This window comes from Adhaeribacter aerolatus (genome assembly GCF_007991635.1).
Lineage (GTDB): Bacteria > Bacteroidota > Bacteroidia > Cytophagales > Hymenobacteraceae > Adhaeribacter > Adhaeribacter aerolatus.
The window spans coordinates 170,088-189,801 of the sequence record NZ_BJYS01000009.1 but is presented as its reverse complement, the minus strand read 5'-3'; the positions used below and the strand labels follow the sequence as shown (position 1 = coordinate 189,801).

Below are 19,714 nucleotides of genomic sequence, written 5' to 3'. Positions count from 1 at the left end.
TAAAATAATATCTCTCAGCCGACTAGTGCTCAAAAAATTATGGGGTGATTTCAGGTAGTTTCAGTAATAAATGACCCGTTACCCAATATAATGGTTTGGTTGAAGCAAAATTTATAGAATAGGCAAATAAATATCAGCAAGATAATGGTGCGTCTGTAATTCGCTAACAAGTTTCATCACGGAATTTCCGGAATCTCGGAATAACAGCTTTAGTTTAATAGCGCTGCTGAACAAAACATTACTGAACATGGGTAATCTGATGTTACCAAAGCCAATCAGATGGCACAATACGTCATTATTTTAAATTTTTATATTTTAAAAGTTCGATAAGGGGAGAAACGAAGTAAGCACAAGCGCTTTATAGTTCCCTGATTTTGATATTACGGAAGGCAACCGGATCTCCGTGATCTTGCAGGGCTAGGTGGCCGCGACGCACCTTCGCGTAATCATGGGTAGCAAATTTGCTGGCCGCCAGTTGCTGCTGCCATTCCGGTGAATCAAAATTATAGGCTACTACCTTTTCGCCGTTAAGCCAATGTTCAACGTGGCCCTTATCTACCAGGATGCGCGTCTGGTTCCACTCGCCCGGCTTTTTGGCGGTTAATTTAACTGGAGCCTGCATGTCGTAATTGGCGCCGGTATGCTGCTTCTCGTTCAAGGGCTTGGGATAATTAAAGTCATCTATCAACTGAAATTCCGGGCCGGTATGCCAAATGGCACCGTACTGGGGATTATCCTGCACGTAAAAGAAAATGCCACTGTTGCCCTGCGAGCTTAAGTTCCATTCCAAGGTTAACTCGAAATTCGAAAATTGTTTCTCTGAAATAATATCACCTTGCTTGCCCGGTGTAGCCAAGGTGCCATCCCGGGCCTCCCAGCCGGTGATGGTATCCTGATGAAAGTTGCGCCAGCCGTGGGTGGTTTGGCCATCAAACAGGAGTTTCCAGCCGGCAGCTTTTTCAGCTTCTGTTAAAATATTCATACCGAATATAAAGGTTATCTTGTGCGCGTACTAAATTACTAATACAAATTAAGGTTAGTAAAATAGCGACAAATAAAATTATCCAGTAATAATTTTATGGTTTTAAATATTCTTAGCGCCCTCTTCTCTGCATAGCGGTTCTTTCCTTCTAAAGTTCTCAGGAGTAAAAATTAATTGGGGATTTTTATAGCCGCTGATTATTGAATAATAATTTCTTATACCTTAGGTATATTACACTATACTAAACCAATTCATTTTCAGGAATAAAAGAATATCTGATTAATTGGCCCTCCATAAAAAATTATTTAACTAACAATTATATGAAGCAACTTTTTACCCAATTTATATTTATTTGCTTGCTTTTCTGGTGTTTCGGATGTTCCTCCAAACGGGTTTTTTTCTTGCCTCAAGAAACAGGTAGATTTCGTAATATGGAAAAATTTAAGCCGGAGCAGGCACCTAAACAGAAAACTTTTGTTTCGGCCTCCGAAACAAATAGGCTTACTAAATCAAGCGCAGCCGATAATAATGCTCCGGTTGCTTCATCTTTTTCAGCTTCCAGGTTCTCTGAAATGCAAGCCTCTGCTTCACCCGCCCAGGCGGGAATAATGCCAGCTGAGCTTGAAAATTCTAAGATTCTACAAATACCTCCCCGGCCAGCAGGTAAACTGCCGCAAAAGATAAGCAGAAAACAGAATAGCTTAAATAAAAAATTGTTGGCTATTGCGGATGATGCCAAACCGACTCATAAACTTGCTAAAATTGGTTTTTTGTTAAGTTTAGGCGGAATACTTACCAGCTTAATAAGTGTGTTGTTGAGTAGTGCTGCACCTTTACTTTTAGGGGTTATATTAATAATTGCCGGATTAATTACCAGTATAAAAGGACTGGCAAAAATTAAACAGGCACCGAATGAGTACGGAGGCAAAGGATTTGCAATAACAGGAATACTGTTATCGGGTTTAATATTGCTAACTTCTATTGCTTTTATTTTATATGTGCTATCTTTTGCTGGGGCATTTGTTTAAAATAGCTGCTTGTCGTAAACACAAAAGGCCGCTGAAACCAGCGGCCTTTTATTTTAAAAATCTTTTCTTAGCTACAGTGCTCCGGCAATAATTTCATCTACTACGTTGGGGTCCAGGAGGGTTGAGGTATCGCCGAGGTTAGAAGTTTCGCCTTCGGCTACTTTGCGCAGAATGCGGCGCATGATTTTACCCGACCGGGTTTTAGGCAGCCCATTCACAATCTGGATTTTATCGGGTTTAGCTATTTTGCCGATTTCGGCTACCACACTTTCAATAATTTCGTCGCGCAGATATTGCTCGTTCCCCGGATCATCGTGGTTGCAGATAACGAAGGCATAAATACCCTGGCCTTTTATTTCGTGCGGGTAGCCCACCACGGCGCTTTCTACCACATGTTTGTTCTGGTTAATAGCGTTCTCGATTTCAGCGGTGCCAAAGCGGTGCCCCGAAACGTTTATCACATCATCTACCCGGCCGATAATGCGGTACATGCCGTTTTTATCGCGTTTGGCACCATCACCGGTAAAATATAAGCCTTTGTAGGCGGCAAAGTAGCTCAGGCGGCAGCGCTCGTGGTCACCGTAGGTTGTCCGGATCATGCCGGGCCACGGAAACTTCATGCATAAATAGCCTTCTACTTCGTTTTCTTTTATTTCTTCGCCGCTCTGGTCTACCAATATGGGTTGGATGCCCGGTAAAGGATAACCCGCGTGGCTGGGCTTCAGCGGGCTTACGTGGGCCAGTGCCGAAATCATGATGCCACCGGTTTCGGTTTGCCACCACGTATCTACTACCGGGCAGCGTTCTTTGCCCACGTGGATGTGGTACCAGTGCCAGGCTTCTTCGTTTATCGGTTCACCCACCGAGCCCAGTACTTTTAAAGAATCGAGGCTGTAAGATAAAACGTGGTCGAGGCCGGCCGCCATTAACGACCGGATGGCCGTAGGGGCGGTATAGAAAATATTAACACCGTGCTTATCTACTACCTGCCAGAAACGGCCGGCATCCGGGAAAGTAGGAATGCCTTCGAACATAAGCGTGGTAGCACCGGTTAATAGCGGGCCGTACAGGAGATAGGTGTGGCCGGTAATCCAGCCGATATCGGCGGTACACCAGTAAACATCGCTTTCCTGGTACTGAAAAACATTGCGGAAGGTATAATCGGAATAAACCATGTAGCCGCCGCAGGTATGCACCACGCCCTTGGGCTTACCCGTGGAGCCGGAAGTATATAATATAAACAGTGGATCTTCGGCGTCCATTATTTCGGCCGTACAATCTTTATCTACTTTCTGTAATTCTTCGTGTAACCAAACGTCGCGGCCTTCCTCCATATTTACCGCCCAGCCGGTCCGTTCTACCACAATTACTTTTTGTACGCTCGGGCAAGTGGCAATGGCTTCGTCTACTACCCGTTTCACCGGAATTTGCTTCGTGCCGCGGTTTAAGCCGTCGGAGGTTAATACCACCGTAGCCTGGGCATCGTTGATCCGGTCGGCCATAGAGGTAGCCGAAAAGCCCGCAAATATTACCGAATGAACGGCACCTATCCGGGCGCAGGCCAACACACTAAACGCCAGCTCCGGAATCATAGGCATGTAAATACAAACCCGGTCGCCTTTTTTTACACCATTATTTCGTAACACGTTGGCTATCATGCAAACTTTCTCGTGCAGTTCGCGATACGTATAGCGCACATAGCGCTCTTTCGGGTCGTTGGGCTCCCAGATAAGGGCCAGTTTATTGCCGCGGGTTTTTAAATGCCGATCGAGGCAGTTTTCGGTAATATTTAGTTTACCATTAATAAACCATTTTACATTGGGTTCTTCAAAATTCCAGTCCAGCACCTTGTCCCATTTTTGCTGCCAGGTAAACTGTTCGGCAATATTCGCCCAGAAACCTTCCGGATTTTGTATACTTTCCTGATAAGCCTGTTGGTATTCGTCAAAAGATTTAATGGTGTAACTCATGGTGGCTAATTAATGCTTAAAGTAATTGAATTTTTATGTTTGGCTTGTATATGACTTTTAAAGTAAAGCAAATTTTATTTTAAAATAAACGGAAAAGAATAAAGGCTTTCTATTGAAAAATTTTAAAATATGTAATCTAACTGGCTTTAAAGCATAAATAACTCAATTCTATTAATAGGTTAAAAATAAACTTGGAAATATTAAAATATTTACTACTTTAGTACTATTCGACCACATCTAACCCCTAAAATCATTATGAAAGAAAAATTTATAATTACCATGGTAGTGTTATTTTGCATAGTGTTCCAGTTGTTCGCCCAAAAAGCCCCTCAGATCCAAGATACGTGGGAAATGATATCCCAGACCGGAACTAATTTTGATGGCTCACCCATTAAAACAGATGTGAGCAAAATTAAACAATATAAAATTATCACGCCTACGCACTGGATGTTCATTGTAAAAAATATAGCATCAGATACTGTAAGTCAGGGGGCAAACTTTGGAGAATATACTTTAACCGGAAACAAGTATGTGGAAAAGGTGCAGGGAGCAACTACAGATTATACAGTAAGAGTTGAAGGAGATAAATTTTACATGAAGGGTGCCTTGATTACAGACGATGGTAGAAAGGCCTATTTTGACGAGGTGTACAAAAAGGTGCCGGGCGTAGTTAATACCAACAAATCTATTATTGGAACCTGGGATTTAATATCCAGTTACCGCATGGATGGAGCCAATAAAGTAATGGATGAAACTGGTATAAAGCAGATTCAAATAATATCGCCTACTCACTTTATGAATGTCGAAATAAAAGGACAAAAATTGGACAAAATTATGCTAGGCTCCTATACAACTGCCAATAACAAGACACTTCCTAAGATTATTTTAGCAACGTTGCCAATTGACCCGAACTTAAAAATAGAAGTAACTAATCAAGTTCAGGGTGACAAACTCATATCAACGGGTTCAGCAACGTGGTCAAATGGTGGAAAGTCTGAATGGGGCAACACATTCCAGAAACTTAGCCCTAAATCTTCTAAAGAAGCTTTGAGTACAAAATAGTAAAACCAGGGTTATTCTTTATAAGTACGGAAGTTAATTATCTGATTTTTGAAATAGCTAAACGACCTGGCAAGGCTCCCCTCCTAACTCAGGAAGGTAGTCTTGCTGGGTCTTTATTCTTTTCCAACAGAAATTAAATAAATATTACGCACTACTCCGCACCAATTCCTAAATAAGTCCGCAGTTTTTCGCTTTCAAATTTTAAAGCGGCCGATTTTTCGGGTTGTAATAAAGAAACGACAATTCCCACGAAAAAGGCGGAGGACATTGAAACCAGGGCCGGGTTCTTCAGCGGAAAAATAGCTTCTTCGTTGTGCAGAATATCGACCCAAATGGTAGGGCTGAGTACAATTAATACCAACGAAAGAACGGCGCCGGTGGCAATACTCCACACAGCCCCTTGGGTAGTAAAACGCTTCCAGACAATAGACATGAGCAGGGCGGGAAAATTGGCGCTGGCCGCAATCGAAAAAGCCAGCCCCACCATAAAGGCAACGTTCTGCCCTTTAAATACCAAACCCAGTAAAATAGAGAGGACACCTAAGGCGATGGTGGCCCGCTTGGCCACTTTCATTTCGCCTTTTTCATCGGAGACCCCGTGTTTAACTACGTGTACATACAAGTCGTGTGAAATGCTGGAGGCACCCGATAACGTTAAACCGGCCACTACGGCCAGAATAGTAGCAAAAGCGACGGCCGCAATAAAGCCCAGGAAAGCGGTACCACCGGTTTGTTCGGCCAGTAAAAGAGCCGCCATGTTGCCACCCTTATCAATGCCTTCGATAACCGGTTTACCCACCAGGGCCATGGCCGCAAAACCAATTAAAAACGTGAGTAAATAAAAATAACCAATAAAACCAGTAGCCACAAAAACCGATTTCCGGGCCGCCTTGGCATCCGGTACGGTATAAAAACGCATAAGAATATGCGGTAAACCGGCGGTTCCCAGCATCAAAGCCAGCCCTAACGACAAGGCATCCCAGGGATTGCTGATAAAACCTCCGGGTGCCAGCATGGCATCGCCATATTGCTGGGTTACCGAGCTGAATAAATTAGCCGGGCTAAAGCCAAACTTAGCTAGCGATAAAATTACCAGCACCGTAGCGCCGGAAAGTAATAAAACGGCTTTAATAATTTGTACCCAGGTAGTAGCCAGCATGCCGCCAAACAATACATAGGCTGTCATTACAATACCTACCACTACTACCGCTACTTCGTAGGGCAGCCCAAATAAAGTTTGAATTAGGCCACCGGCGCCCACCATCTGGGCTATCAGGTAAAAAGCAATGGTAAGCAGCGAGCCAACGGACGATACAATCCGGATGGGCCGTTGTTTTAAGCGGTAAGCCACCACATCGGCAAAAGTATATTTGCCCAGGTTGCGCAGGGGCTCGGCAATCAGAAACATAATCAGGGGCCAGCCTACCAAAAAACCAATGGAATAAATCAGGCCATCGTAACCTTTGGTAGCCACCATGCCGGCAATTCCTAAAAAAGAAGCGGCACTCATGTAATCGCCGGCCAGGGCCAAACCATTCTGAAAGCCCGAAATGTTGCGGCCGGCGGCGTAAAACTCGGAGCCCGTTTTGGTTTTTTTAGCGGCCCAGTAAGTAATATACATGGTAACGGCCACAAACAGGAAAAACATTAAGATGGAAACCGGGTTGGCGGTTCCTAAGGTTGACGTGGTGGGAGCTGCCTGTAACAGCAGGGTGGGGAGGGGCATACGTTAAATATTTAGGATTAAGAGTTGAGTACTTTGTTTTTTAATTCCTGCACGGCTTCGTCGTAGTTATTGTTGGCCCAGTAAACGTAAATGCCGGTTAATACCCAGGCAAAAAGAATTAGGCCCAAGCCAATGGGTATAGCCCAGGTCAGGTTCGGGCTGATTTTAGCGGCCAGCGATTCTTTGCTAAAAGCTACTACCAGCAAAAAACCGATGTACACGGCCAGCATAATTAAAGTAAGTATTAACGAAACCGACCAGCGCTTACTGACCAATTTCTTAAATTCGGGACTTTCAATTATTTCGTGGGCGGACGGAGGTTGGATATGGGGCATGTAATTAAACTTTAACTATTTAGGCGTTTAAATTTTAATTCAGAAAGCTAAAAAATGTATGCTGGAAAGATAAGAACTTGGCTAATCTTTTATATAGCGCCCTAAATATGATAAATTAGAATCGGATTTGCACCAGTTTAAAACCGAAGAAGGCAGAATTTTTTCGCCTAACCGGGTGTTTGGCCTATCGGATGAGGCCAGTGTATATGATTATTATAAATTTATTTCCGGAAAATGTTACAGGCAAATTACAGTGGTAAAATTTACGAGGCCGGCCTGGATGAAGCCGGCCGGGGGTGTTTGGCCGGCCCGGTAGTGGCAGCGGCCGTTATTTTACCGCCCGATTATTACCACCCGCTGCTCACCGATTCGAAACAGCTAATCAAAGAACAACGCGAAATATTGCGAACTGAGATTTATAAGGAAGCCGTTGCCTGGGCCGTAGGAGAGGTATCGCACACCGAGATTGACCAAATTAATATTTTGAACGCTTCGTTTCTGGCCATGCACCGGGCCGTCGCCCAATTAGCCGTAGTGCCGGAATATTTAATTGTTGATGGAAACCGGTTTAATCCTTATCCGGCTATCGACCACGCCTGCATTGTAAAAGGCGACAGCAAATATTTTTCGATTGCGGCGGCCTCGGTGCTGGCCAAAACGTACCGCGATGATTTAATGCAAACATTGGGTCAGGATTATCCGCATTTTGGTTGGGAGCAAAACGCCGGTTATCCTACTATAAAACACCGCGCCGCCATCCGGATACACGGTGTGTCACCACACCACCGCTTAACTTTCCGGTTATTGCCGGAGGAGGTAGTTGAGGCAGCACAGATTATAAAATAGGCATCCGTTCTTCAAACAGAAAAGCCTGCAAATAAGCAGGCTTTTCTGTTTTTCGGTATATACGTCGGTTTATTTAATCTTTAATAAGTCTAGAAACAAGCTGAAGCTGTCGATGGTAGAGCCACTTTTGCCACCGAACGAATCAAAAGTTAATGGCTTTACAATGTAACCGCTGATATTCAGGTTTTTGGCCGCAAACCGATCGGTTTCTTCGTTAGAAGTGGTCATGATAAAAACATTTAAATCGTGCAGCACCGGGTCTTGCCGGATTTCGGTTAAAAACTCGATGCCGTTCATTTTGGGCATGTTAATGTCCAGCATAACTACTTTCGGCAACGGTTCAATTTTAGGGTAGCCTTCGCCCCGGAGCATATCCAAAGCTTCGCGGCCGTTGCGGGCAATGTGTAATGGCAAGTTTACGTTTATTTTTTTTAATTCCCGCTCCACGTTTCTGATGTCCAGGTAATCATCCTCTACTAATAATATACTTGCCTCTGAATCCATAATATTAAGCTGTAATCGTGTTATTTTCAGATTTGCCGGTATTGGTATTAGGCCAGGTAAATGTAAAAGTGGCGCCAGCGCCTTCAGCCGATTTTACCGCAATCGTGCCGCCGTGCCGCTGAACAATTTTCTTTACAATGGCCAAACCAACGCCCGTACTTTCTATTGCATCCCGCTCCTGCAGGGTCTGAAAGATGACAAATATACGATCATGATATTGCGGATCAATACCCGGCCCATCATCCGTAACGGAAAACCGGTAATATTGTTCTTCTTCCAGGCAGCTTACCCAAATGTGACCGTTAGTTTTATCGTGGTACTTAATGGCATTGCTCAAAAGGTTCGAAAATACCTGCTGCAAGGGCACCCGGGCCGTAAATAATACCGGCATTCCCGGGCCAATGTCTATCTTCATTTCGGGCGGAGGGGCTACCATGTCAATGGTTTCAACCAGTAATTGCTGCACGTCTACTACTTCCTGCGTTTCTTTGCCCCGCCCAATTTTAGATAGCGCCAGAATGCCGTTAATCAGGTTTTCCATACGGTGTACCCGGAGGCGCATCATCATTAAATATTCCTGAATATTATCGGGTAAATCTTTGCCCATATCTTCCTCAATCCAGCGCGAAGCATTTTCGATGCCCCGCAAGGGCGCTTTTAAATCGTGCGATACCACGTAGGCAAACTGGTCAAGCTCTTTGTTTTTGCCTTCGAGCTCGCTAATGGTGCGGTGAATGGTGGCGGCCATTTTATTCAGCGATAGCGCCAGATAGCTCAGTTCGTCGTGGGTTTTGTCTTCTATCTGGTTCCGGTAATTGCCACGTGCAATGCGGTTGGCCAGGTTAACCATGGTCATGATGCGGCGGGAAATAAACCGGGAAATATAATAAGCCCAACTTAGCCCCAGCAAAATAGAAATAACCGTTAGGGTGGTAGAAATAATCCGGGCCCGGTTAATGCTATTGTCCAGGATGGTGCGGCGGGCGTCGCGTATTTTGTACTCGATGGCGTTGAAACTCCGGAATAGCTGGCGGATATCATCCATCATTTGCTTCCCCTTGAGGTTCATTACCTCACTGGCGCTGGGTAAATGCTGCAAACCTGCCATTGGATTGCTGGTATTGGCTTTTTTCTCGGCAATTAATTTTTCGGCGAATGTGCGATGCCACCGGTCTTGAATCACCTGCACCTGTTTCAGGGATTCGCGTTGTACCGGTGAGTCTTTTGTCATCCGGGCTAGGTCTTCAAACAAAGCTGGTATATTATGCTGCGCCTGGTGGTAGGGTTCCAGAAATACTTCGTTGCCGGTAAGCAAGTAGCCGCGCATGCCAGATTCCATGTCAATAATATTCCGGTGCAATGCCGAGGAGGTACGGATTACCAGCTGCGATTGAGCCACGTACCGGCTATTGGCCAGTACATCATCGGACAGGCGGAAATTATTGTAAATGCCGGCCGAAAAAATAACGGAAATTACTACGTAGCCCGCAAAAATTTTAGTCGATAATTTCATTTAGTTTAATTACCCAAGCCGTTCGGCAATATTTTACCGGCCTGCTTCCGGCAGCATGTTACAGCAAGATAGTTTAAAAATGTTTTACAGGAGCGAAATAAATGGGATGAGCGGTCTTAATCAATTTCGGCTTTGTCCTGGATTTGCTTTAGTAATTCTACAATGCTGTCGGCTAGCTGCTCCAGTTTGGGTAACCCGGCCAGGGCTGTTTCGGTCCGGTCGGCTTGTTTCAGGTTAACCAGGTAGATGGCGTGGTCATGAATATCGCGGTGCACTTTCTCTAGTTGGTGCATTTCGGGTAAATGGTCGAAACGGGGCAGACCAACATCATAAATCCATTGTCCGAAACTACACTGCCGGTAATTCAAGATGGGCTCCAGGGGGGTGTTGGAACCGTACAAATAAGATTTTACCTTCGATTTAAAAACAAAGTGCTTGATTTTAGCCGATTCGAATACATATTTCAGGTCGCTCATGGGAAGGATAGTTACCGGGCCGGTTTTCTGCCGAAGGCAAAGGGGCCGCTGGTTTGGCAAAAGTAAAAGAATGATTTCATATTTTACTCTTTTCGCCTGTTTAGGGTTTGTGCAGAAACCCGGCGGCCGGAAATATATCTGCTAAACCTTTTTCCGAACCTGATTAAAATAATTTACTTTTGCGGCAGCTTTGGCCAGTTAACCCCAATTCTATGGAACTAAAGAAAGTTGCCCTAAACGATGTGCACGTGGCGCTTGGCGCTAAGATGGTGCCTTTTGCCGGTTATAACATGCCCGTGCGGTATTCTTCTGACTTAGACGAACACCATACCGTACGCAAGGCGGTGGGTATTTTCGACGTATCGCACATGGGTGAGTTTTTGGTAAAAGGCCCGGCTGCCCTGGACTTAATTCAACGGGTAACCTCTAACGATGCCGCCAAAATTAGCCCCGGCAAAGTGCAATATTCGTGCTTCCCGAACAACCAGGGTGGTATTGTAGACGATTTGCTAGTATATTACCTGGCTCCTGAATCGTACATGCTGGTAGTAAACGCCTCTAATATTCAGAAAGACTGGGATTGGCTGAACCAGCATAATACCGGCTGGGCCGAGCTAACTAATATTTCCGATGACACTTCTTTGTTTGCGGTACAGGGCCCCAAGGCAGCAGCAGCGCTGCAACCTTTAACGGCGCTGGATTTAAGCAGCATGCCCTATTACACTTTTGCTATTGCCGAATTTGCGGGTGTGCCCGACGTAATGGTGTCGGCTACCGGTTATACCGGAAGCGGTGGTTTCGAAATTTATTTACCTAACCAGCATGCCCAGACCGTTTGGGATAAAATAATGGCAGCCGGTGAGCCGCACGGCATTAAACCCATTGGTCTGGGAGCCCGCGATACCCTGCGCCTGGAAATGGGGTATTGTTTGTACGGCAACGATATAAACGACACTACTTCGCCGCTGGAAGCCGGTTTAGGCTGGATTACCAAGTTTACGAAGTCCTTTACCAACGATGAAGAATTAAAAAAGCAAAAAGAAACCGGCGTTACCCGCAAATTAGTTGGTTTTGAAATGGCCGAGCCGGGCATTCCGCGCGCCCACTACGAAATTACCAATGCAACCGGCGAAAATATTGGCGAAGTAACCTCGGGTACCCAATCGCCTTCTCTGGGCAAAGGCGTAGGCCTGGGGTATGTACAAACCGCCTATACCCAACCCGGTACCGAAATATTTATTAAAGTACGGAATAAATCCTTGAAAGCCAATATTATAAAATTACCTTTTTACAAAGGTGCGTAAAACAGCAGCAGCCCGGGAATAAAGGCCTGGGCTGCTTTTTCTTTTAAATAAATTTTAAATAATTAGTTGGCGGATTTTTTCGCCCAATATTGCCCGTTAAGAATATGCCATTAATTGATGTTTGTTTTAGCCCGGAGTTGCTGCACCTGTATAATTTAAGCGGCAAAGTGGCCGTAGTGGTTGATGTGTTACGGGCTACCTCCTCTATGGTAACGGCTTTTGCGCACGGCATCGAAAAAATCATTCCGGTTAGTACCTTAAACGATTGCCTGACGCAGAAACAAGCGGGCTACTTAACGGCCGCCGAACGCGACGGCCGCAAAGCTGAAGGTTTTGACTTGGGCAATTCGCCGTTCAGCTACATGGAAGAAAGCATTAAAGGCAAAACCTTAATTATGACTACCACCAACGGTACGCACGCCATCCGGCTTTCGGCTGCCGCCGATAAGGTGCTGGCCGGCGCTTTCCTGAACGTGGGCAAAGTGGCCGAGTTTTTAGAAGCCGAAGGCAAAGATGTGCTGGTGGTTTGTGCCGGCTGGAAAGGTAATTTTAACCTGGAAGATACGCTATTTGCCGGTGCCCTGGCCGAACGCTTAAAAGATTCTTTTACAGCGGCCAACGATGCTACTTTGGCGGCTCAACACCTGTACCGGCTGGCTCAGTCTGATATGAACGGCTTTTTGGCTAACTCCTCGCACGTGCAGCGCCTCAAAAATTTTGATATTACCGAAGATGTAGCTTTTTGCCTGCGCGAAGATGTGTACGAAGTAGTACCGGTACTGGCCGGCGACAGCCTGGTGCCGCTCGTAAGCCTGCCGGTAGAATAATTTAATTATTTCAGTTTATCGTTCTGATGGTGCCGGTCGCGGTCGCGGGTAGTTTTCTTTTGCAGGTTGGCTGCCAGCGCCTGGGTTAAATCTACCCCGGTTTGGTTAGCCAGGCATATTACTACAAATAATACGTCGGCCAGTTCATCGCCCAACTGCTTGCCTTCGTCGCTTTTCTTAAACGATTGCTCACCGTATTGCCGCGCTATAATCCGCGCTACTTCGCCTACTTCCTCCGTCAGGATAGCCATATTGGTGAGTTCGTTAAAATACCGCACGCCATTTTCTTTTATCCAGTTGTCTACGGTTTGCTGCGCTTCCTGTATGGTCATGGTAGTCTTTCGTAATTAGTTGATAGTTGGGGTTTCGTTACATCAAATTTGCCGGCCTTTTCTGGCGCGGATTTACTTCCGTGTTCGGTTTGCTATTCAGAGAAAGCACGGAAGTACATCCGCGCCATAGAGAGAGTAGTTATCGATAAGGCATAACTAAATATTTTGCGGCAAAAGAAAGTATTTAGTTCTTGAAAGAAAATAAATAACTAACCGAAAAAGAGAACCGGCGATTAAATTCTTCGGTTTTGGCCGGCTGTTTCGTTGGCGGAACCCCATTTTCGAAATTTAATGGGCGTTTATCTTCTAAATAACTGTACAGATTTGTTAAGCCATAATAATAGCGAAAATCAAAAACAAGCATACTCTTATTTTTTAGCTTATAATGAAAACCAGTCGCAAAAACAGCGCTTATTTCCTGCCGGGCTTTTACCGTAATGCTATCGTAAGAAATAGTTCTAACCTGCTTTTTGCCGTTTACTGTAACGGTATCTAAAACGCGGGGGACTGTTTGCCGGAACCGGTGCTCTACATTCAATTTTTCTTTCACAGTCTTGGAACCGGTAGAGTCGCGGTTATAATAAGAGCTGTTCCAGAATGAAAAAGAAGGGCCAACGGCAAAAAAGAACTTAGTATTTTTGTTGCCCAATGCAATTTTTGCCAGTAAAGGCACTTCTATGTGCGTATTAACCCATTCTTCGTAACTATTCTTGTCGGCTTTACCATTCTCCTGGTTATAAATGCCGAATGCTTGGTAGCCTTTTTTTACCAGCAGAATTTCCGGTTGAAAAGAGAGACTATCGCTGAAGGCGTAGTTTGCAACTAAACCAAATTCAGGATTTAAATTAGAACCAAAGCGTGCGGCATTACTGGTTTGACGATCCGTACTATTAAAAGAGTGCTCACCCCGGGTAATCTTCGAAAAATTACCACCCGCTTTTATACCTAAATATAATTTATTCTGAGCAGAAACAGCTTGTACAAAAAATAATGAAAGAAAAATAATAAAGATTGTGCGGCCGGAAGTACTTAAACTAGACAACTATTTAATTTTATAGGTTTTATTGAGAAATAAAAGTAGCCTAAATATTGAATAATTTTAATAATAGTAGCAAATATATTTTATAATGGCGAACCAAGCATATGTCGTAGTAAATACTTGGTTGTATTTAACCTAACTCCTTTATTATCCACTTATATCGCTACCGGGGATTTTACATAGTAGTGCTACTGGCACGGACGTTCTCACTTGCGTCTCCTTTTTTCTGACCGCTGAATATTTAAAATTCGAGGCTGTAAGATTACTGCTCAGAGGTTTGCTGGTTCCGGATTCAGGAGCAAAAAAGATTTCATAATATATCAAGATATAAAGCCGGTTAAATCAAGGAACGGTATAAAATTGGTTGCTGAATTTGAAGAACTCCGAAAATTTGCCGTCATTAAATTACTTCTTCTAAAATCTAACCACTATCAATTAGCCGCTAACCACCGAGCAACCATCTACACTCAACAACCAACTACTCCCGGTTTTTAGAATCGATGATAATGGTAACGGGTCCGTCGTTCAGGAGGCTTACTTTCATATCAGCACCAAAAATACCGGTTTGAATGGGTTTGCCTAAATCCGCTGATAATATTGAAATAAACCGTTCGTAAAGCGGAATGGCAATTTCGGGTGGGGCCGCATAGATATAAGAAGGGCGGTTACCTTTTTTGGTACTGGCGTGGAGCGTAAACTGGCTGATGAGCAAAATATTCCCGTTTACTTCCTGCAGGCTTTTATTCATTTTGCCGGCTTCGTCGTTAAATATGCGTAATTGCACCGTTTTCCGCGAAAGCCATTGCAAATCCTCTTCGGTATCGTCGGACGCAAAGCCCGCCAGCAGCAGCAAACCCTGCTCAATGGCGCCGGTTATTTTCCCTTCGATGGTTACCGATGCCTGACTTACGCGTTGAATGACCAGTTTCATATAATTTTTAAATAATTCTTTTATTCTTTTTGCCTGCTCCGGATTAGGTTACTCTTCTCAGAAAATAGAGCCGAAGATAAACAAAAGTATAGTATGTAAATAATTTGGCATTTTGCTTATAGCGTTGTTGTAATACAATCCCTACAGCCAACACGCCACCGGGTGGCGTAAGTCAATCGGTTAGCCCAACTTTTTAAAATAAATACAGTTAGTTATTTTAATTATTTTTGCGGGCTACATAATCTGTTGGATGCCAAAAAAACTACTTTTTTATTCTTTTGGGTTGCTGCTGCTGGTAATTGCCGGTATGTACGGCTTTACCAAATGGACCGAATCGAGAGAAAAAGTAAACCTCTGGACCTTGGTGCCCGAAGATGCCGTGTTTGTAATTGAGTCCGCGGGACACGACAGTCTGCTGCAGCGTGTACAGAAATCGGAGCTGTGGAATAATATTGCTTCGGTACGGGCCATAGAAGCCATCGGCGAAAATATTGCCCAGCTCGATAGCCTCTCCGGTGGCCACAAAGACGGAGCCAGCCGGTTTCTGAAGCGCAAAACCATTCTCACGTCGGTACACGTGGTTAGTAAAACCGATTTCGATTTTGTGTTTTATATTCCGGTAAATACGGTGGGCGAGCACCGGTTTATCCGCACCCTGGTAGATAACATGGGTAAAAGCCTCAACTTTGAAGAAACCACCCAGGATTACCAGCAGGTACTAATTACCCAAATTAAGAATGTAAGCAACGGCGATGTTTTTTCTTATTTTACCTACCACAACAACCTGGTGGTAAGCGCCAATCCCGAACTGATTAAAGAAATAATCAGGAAAGTGAACCGGGGGCAACTAACCTCGCCGGCCGAGGAATACGAAAGCATTAATTACCTTACCCAGCCCGAAGTTTTCGCGCATGTTTTTGTGAATTACCGGCATTTACCGCCTTTTTTAAATATTTTTCTGGAAGATGCCCTTGAACCCGATATAACTTACCTGGCCAGCCTTTGCCGGAGCAGTATGCTGGGTTTTAAACACCAGCGCGGCAAAATATTCCTGAATGGCTTTTCGAACCCCGAGCCGCTGGCCGAATCTTTTTATAACCGCATAAAAAATCAGCCACCCCAACCTTTTTTAGTACGTAACCTCTTGCCCAACCGTACTGCTTTACTCTTAACCTTTGGCCTGAATACCCTAACCGGGTTTAAACATATTTTACCAGAAGATAAAAATAATACCTGGCCGGCCCGCCAGATAATACTGGCCGATAGCCTGAACCGTACTTTCCGGCAGGAGTTAGCAGTTGGTTACCTGGCGCCCGAAGATAACAAAGCGCCTGTTGAGAAAATAATTTATGTGCAAACCGGAGATCCGGTAAAGACAACCGGTATTTTAAATGCCATAATAAAAGAAGGCATAGCGGGTGCTGCGCCCGGAGCAGATTGGGAAACGCTCGGTAACTATACCATTAAGCAAATTCCGGTGCCGCAATTACCCATGTTGTTGTTTGGGTCGGTAGCCAGGGGTTTTTCGGAATGTTATGCGGTTCAGGTAGATAACTTTTTACTCTTCGGGAAAAGTGTTGCGGCGTTGCGGCAAGTTTTAGCCGATATACAGCAGAACAGGGTTTGGCCAAATAGCGACCGGATGAAAGTCTTCCTGGAAAACACCCAGCAGGAAACCAACTTCAGCCTGTACGTAGATGCCGATTTGGTGTGGCGAATGTTGCGCCACCACATTCGCGAAGAACAGCAGAGCAGCCTGCTTCGCCACGAAACCCTCATTAAATATTTCAGTCAGCTATCTTTGCAGTTCAGCCGCCAGGAAGACCAATATTATACCAGTTTGGTCGTAACGCACCCGGTAGCCACCGATACGGTTGCAAAGCAAGTCCAAACCTTCAAGGCCCAGTATAAATCCGGCTTTAACAGCGAATTAATCTCGGCGCCGTTCCTGATCGATAGAAATTTGGGTGGTGCATCCCGGGTGCTTGTGCAGGATTCGGCGCTGGTGCTACATGCTTTACGCGATAACGGGCAGGTTGCCTGGTCCGATTCGCTGGCAGATAAGGTGCTGGATCCGGTGTACCCGGTTACGTTTGGGACCGATAAGCGGATTAAATATTTGTTCGCCAGCCGCAATATAATTCATTGCCTAGACCAGAACGGCCGCGATATTCAGAACTTTCCGTTTAACCTGCCCGATTCGGTGCAGGTGCAGCGCCTAACGCTGGTGCCAGGGCCGGCGAGTGCGCCTTTGTTTATGGTGCACGACCAATATGGGCAGATATTTATGTTTGATATGGTGGGTAATTTACAGCCCGGCTGGGAGCCAAAACAACTGGGAAGCCCGTTGGCGGTGGCCCCGCAGTATTATAATATAAACGGGCGGGAAGTAGTTCTTACTTTGCTGCAGAATGGTTATATCTATGCTTTTAACCTACAGGGTCAGCCCTATCCGGGTTTCCCATTATCCTTCGAAGGAACTTTCTCGCCGGAAATATTTGCTAAAACCGGTAATACTTTCCGGGCTAGCCAGGTTACAACCGTTACCACCGAAGGCTCGCTGATTACCTTTAACCTGGCGGGTCAGGTGTTGCAGCGCCGGAAATTACCGGCAGGCGCCCAATCTGCTGAATACCAGTTGGTGGTCGAGTCTCAGGGCAAATCCTATATTGTAGTACGGCGGGAGCCGGATAAAACCAGCCTGTACAGCCAAACCCTGAAGTTGTTGCTCCAGAAAAATTTTATTACGTCTTCGCCCAAACTGGTACAATATTTCGATTTTGGCCCGCTTAACCGCATTTATGCCTTAACCGAAACCGGACCGGCTAAATTATACCTGTATAACTACCGTGCCCGGTTAATTGGCGGGCAGCCCCTCCCGAATAAATTACCAGTAGCTTTAGAATTTAGAGAAAGCACTCAAACCTATACTTTGTATTCTGTTCTGGGTAAAGAAATGCGCAAGTATTGGTTCCGCGATAAGTAACCATAAATAGTGGCAGAGTGACAATCTTATTAAAAAAGCACTGCAAAGATGGTATTCAAGAATCAAATTATAGACGATGAACGTAAGCTGCGAATCCGGAATGGAGAGGAAGTTTACCATGAAAAGGCAACTTAATTGGACAGTTTCAGTAATAGGTTGAATTGTAATAATAATGGTGTTATTTGATTTTACTCGGGTAATTGTTACGTAGAGATAAAAGCCGTGGCGGGGGTTAAACCTGAAAGTTTTAGCTATACCGGCAGATGCAACTCACTGGATAAAAAACGGCAGTAGTACTACAACTGCGTGTGTTACAGGTATAAACCAGCCGATTCGGGAAGGGCAAGCACTAAACCAATGCTCATTTTAAATAAACAGTGTTATAGATAAAACAGCAAATGTATTTCCCTTTCCACCGGAGCAGCAAAACAAAAATAAGCAGCTACTGCTTGCTATAATATTGTATGTATCATTATTTGGGGTAGTAGTTCTAATATTTTAATTATTACTTTAGGCCTTGTAATTACTTTTTTTTTCCGGTTTAGAAGAAAGATTTATTAATTTGCTAGGATATAATATTAAATATATTGTATATTTAAGCTTTTAAAATCAGGCCTCAATTTTAAACGAGTTCATGTATTTTATCAGAATTATTTTTAGAGTTGGAAGTTAGGCTAGGCTGCGGGGTTTTAAATCTGTTGAGAAGGCTTCGCTATTTTTTACAGTTGTTTAATTGTTTTAAATCCAGGGAGAGAAATTATTCTATAATTTATAATTAAAAAATAAAGATTATATATGAAAGCAGTATTACTTGCCGGTGGTTACGGTACCAGAATTAGTGAAGAAAGTGGCGTGCGGCCAAAACCAATGGTAGAAATTGGAGGGAAGCCAATTCTGTGGCATATCATGAAAATATATTCCGCCCATGGCATTAACGAATTTATTATCTGCTGCGGGTATAAAGGCCACATTATTAAGGAGTACTTCGCTAATTACAGCCTGTATAATTCTGATGTAACCTTTGATATGCGCAACAACAGCATGGAGGTACACCAAAATAATACCGAAGACTGGAAAGTAACCCTGGTGCATACCGGCCATAACTCCATGACAGGCGGACGCTTAAAAAGAGTAAAAAACTATATTGGCGATGAAACGTTCTGCATGACTTACGGCGACGGTTTAAGCGATATTGACATAACCGAAAGTATCAAATTTCATAAGCAGCAAGGTACTATGGCCACTTTAACGGCAGTGCAGCAACCAGGCCGCTTTGGTACTTTTAACTTAGGTACCGGCGACGACCGCATTAATTCCTTTATGGAGAAGCCCAGCGGTGGCGAAATGCCTTGGATTAATGGTGGTTTTTTTGTGTTGGAACCCGGCGTAATCGATTACATTGAGGGTGATAATACCACTTGGGAACGGGAGCCGATGGAGGGTTTGGCCCGCGATGGTGAATTATCGGCCTACCGCCATACGGGTTTCTGGCAGCCCATGGACACCCTGCGCGATAAGGTGGTGCTGGAAGAAATGTGGCAGAGTGGCAAAGCGCCCTGGTATAACCTTGTTTTTAATAATCCTTTATCTAAAGCTAATTCTTACTAATTTTTATAAAAAAATTATTGCACGTAAACAGAGATTATAAGGAGTTGTAGTTGGAGGTAAGCAACCTGATTATATTTATGTTAAGCATAAGTAAGTTGGGTTGCTAACCTGGTTTTTATATCGCTTTACCGCTGTTATTTTTATTTGCATCGGCTAAAAAATTATAGATTTGTATACCTTTAAAATTTTTAAAGCGTATCACATCTATTTGTATAAATATTAATCCGAAAGGGGTTTCATTAACC

At 44.3% G+C, this 19,714-nt stretch carries 17 protein-coding genes; 7 read left to right on the top strand and 10 right to left on the bottom strand.

The annotated features are described in order from the left end of the window. Window positions 1-358: 358 nt before the first annotated feature. A complete protein-coding gene (locus AAE02nite_RS08630; RefSeq protein WP_146897122.1) occupies window positions 359-982 on the bottom strand; it encodes a 3-keto-disaccharide hydrolase in 624 nt (207 codons plus the stop codon). 320 nt (window positions 983-1,302) lie between these two features. Between AAE02nite_RS08630 and AAE02nite_RS08625 the strand changes: the two genes are divergently transcribed. Beyond that, complete coding sequence (locus tag AAE02nite_RS08625; RefSeq protein WP_146897119.1) at window positions 1,303-2,010, top strand: hypothetical protein; 708 nt, start codon at window positions 1,303-1,305, stop codon at window positions 2,008-2,010. A 71-nt stretch (window positions 2,011-2,081) separates the two neighbouring features. Here the strand turns inward: AAE02nite_RS08625 and acs are convergent, their stop codons facing one another. Continuing rightward, complete coding sequence (gene acs, locus AAE02nite_RS08620) at window positions 2,082-3,980, bottom strand: acetate--CoA ligase (protein WP_146897116.1); 1,899 nt, start codon at window positions 3,978-3,980, stop codon at window positions 2,082-2,084. 255 nt (window positions 3,981-4,235) lie between these two features. Here acs and AAE02nite_RS08615 point away from each other — a divergent pair, with 255 nt between their 5' ends. After that, the gene (locus AAE02nite_RS08615) at window positions 4,236-5,042 is read left to right on the top strand and encodes a hypothetical protein (protein ID WP_146897112.1); all 807 of its coding nucleotides are present in this window, start codon (window positions 4,236-4,238) and stop codon (window positions 5,040-5,042) included. Window positions 5,043-5,193: 151 nt separating this feature from the next. Here AAE02nite_RS08615 and AAE02nite_RS08610 read toward each other — a convergent pair whose 3' ends face one another. Together AAE02nite_RS08610 and AAE02nite_RS08605 are read right to left on the bottom strand one after the other, a co-directional pair. After that, window positions 5,194-6,768, bottom strand: coding sequence for a sodium:solute symporter family transporter (locus AAE02nite_RS08610; protein WP_146897109.1), 1,575 nt, complete (start codon window positions 6,766-6,768; stop codon window positions 5,194-5,196). A gap of 17 nt (window positions 6,769-6,785) precedes the next feature. Further along, a complete protein-coding gene (locus AAE02nite_RS08605) occupies window positions 6,786-7,103 on the bottom strand; it encodes a DUF485 domain-containing protein (RefSeq protein WP_146897106.1) in 318 nt (105 codons plus the stop codon). A gap of 234 nt (window positions 7,104-7,337) precedes the next feature. On the opposite strand from AAE02nite_RS08605, the gene rnhB reads away from it, so the two are divergent. Next, entirely contained in the window at window positions 7,338-7,949 is a 612-nt protein-coding gene (rnhB, locus tag AAE02nite_RS08600; RefSeq protein ID WP_146897103.1) for a ribonuclease HII, read from the top strand. Between the two features lie 69 nt (window positions 7,950-8,018). On the opposite strand, the gene AAE02nite_RS08595 is transcribed toward rnhB, so the two are convergent. From AAE02nite_RS08595 to AAE02nite_RS08585, 3 genes are all read right to left on the bottom strand, one after another. Beyond that, window positions 8,019-8,453, bottom strand: a complete 435-nt coding sequence (locus AAE02nite_RS08595) for a response regulator (protein WP_146897100.1) — start codon at window positions 8,451-8,453, stop codon at window positions 8,019-8,021. Window positions 8,454-8,457: 4 nt separating this feature from the next. Beyond that, a complete protein-coding gene (locus AAE02nite_RS08590) occupies window positions 8,458-9,966 on the bottom strand; it encodes a sensor histidine kinase (protein ID WP_146897098.1) in 1,509 nt (502 codons plus the stop codon). Window positions 9,967-10,082: 116 nt separating this feature from the next. After that, complete coding sequence (locus AAE02nite_RS08585; RefSeq protein ID WP_146897095.1) at window positions 10,083-10,442, bottom strand: CZB domain-containing protein; 360 nt, start codon at window positions 10,440-10,442, stop codon at window positions 10,083-10,085. Between the two features lie 212 nt (window positions 10,443-10,654). Between AAE02nite_RS08585 and gcvT the strand changes: the two genes are divergently transcribed. Both gcvT and AAE02nite_RS08575 read left to right on the top strand, forming a co-directional pair. Then, a complete protein-coding gene (gcvT, locus tag AAE02nite_RS08580) occupies window positions 10,655-11,746 on the top strand; it encodes a glycine cleavage system aminomethyltransferase GcvT (RefSeq protein ID WP_146897091.1) in 1,092 nt (363 codons plus the stop codon). A 104-nt stretch (window positions 11,747-11,850) separates the two neighbouring features. Beyond that, window positions 11,851-12,573, top strand: a complete 723-nt coding sequence (locus tag AAE02nite_RS08575; RefSeq protein ID WP_146897088.1) for a 2-phosphosulfolactate phosphatase — start codon at window positions 11,851-11,853, stop codon at window positions 12,571-12,573. A gap of 5 nt (window positions 12,574-12,578) precedes the next feature. Here AAE02nite_RS08575 and AAE02nite_RS08570 read toward each other — a convergent pair whose 3' ends face one another. The 3 genes from AAE02nite_RS08570 to dtd all read right to left on the bottom strand — a co-directional run bounded on the left by AAE02nite_RS08570 (window position 12,579) and on the right by dtd (window position 14,875). After that, entirely contained in the window at window positions 12,579-12,905 is a 327-nt protein-coding gene (locus AAE02nite_RS08570; RefSeq protein ID WP_146897085.1) for a nucleotide pyrophosphohydrolase, read from the bottom strand. A gap of 184 nt (window positions 12,906-13,089) precedes the next feature. Further along, window positions 13,090-13,947 (bottom strand): porin family protein, encoded by an 858-nt coding sequence (locus AAE02nite_RS08565; RefSeq protein WP_146897082.1) that lies wholly within the window; start codon window positions 13,945-13,947, stop codon window positions 13,090-13,092. 475 nt (window positions 13,948-14,422) lie between these two features. Beyond that, window positions 14,423-14,875 carry a D-aminoacyl-tRNA deacylase gene (dtd, locus tag AAE02nite_RS08560; RefSeq protein ID WP_146897079.1) on the bottom strand — a complete coding sequence of 151 codons (453 nt, stop codon included), beginning with the start codon at window positions 14,873-14,875 and terminating at the stop codon, window positions 14,423-14,425. Window positions 14,876-15,125: 250 nt separating this feature from the next. Here dtd and AAE02nite_RS08555 point away from each other — a divergent pair, with 250 nt between their 5' ends. Both AAE02nite_RS08555 and rfbF read left to right on the top strand, forming a co-directional pair. After that, window positions 15,126-17,861, top strand: coding sequence for a hypothetical protein (locus AAE02nite_RS08555; RefSeq protein ID WP_146897077.1), 2,736 nt, complete (start codon window positions 15,126-15,128; stop codon window positions 17,859-17,861). Between the two features lie 795 nt (window positions 17,862-18,656). Beyond that, complete coding sequence (gene rfbF, locus AAE02nite_RS08550; RefSeq protein WP_146897074.1) at window positions 18,657-19,469, top strand: glucose-1-phosphate cytidylyltransferase; 813 nt, start codon at window positions 18,657-18,659, stop codon at window positions 19,467-19,469. Window positions 19,470-19,714 lie beyond the last annotated feature (245 nt).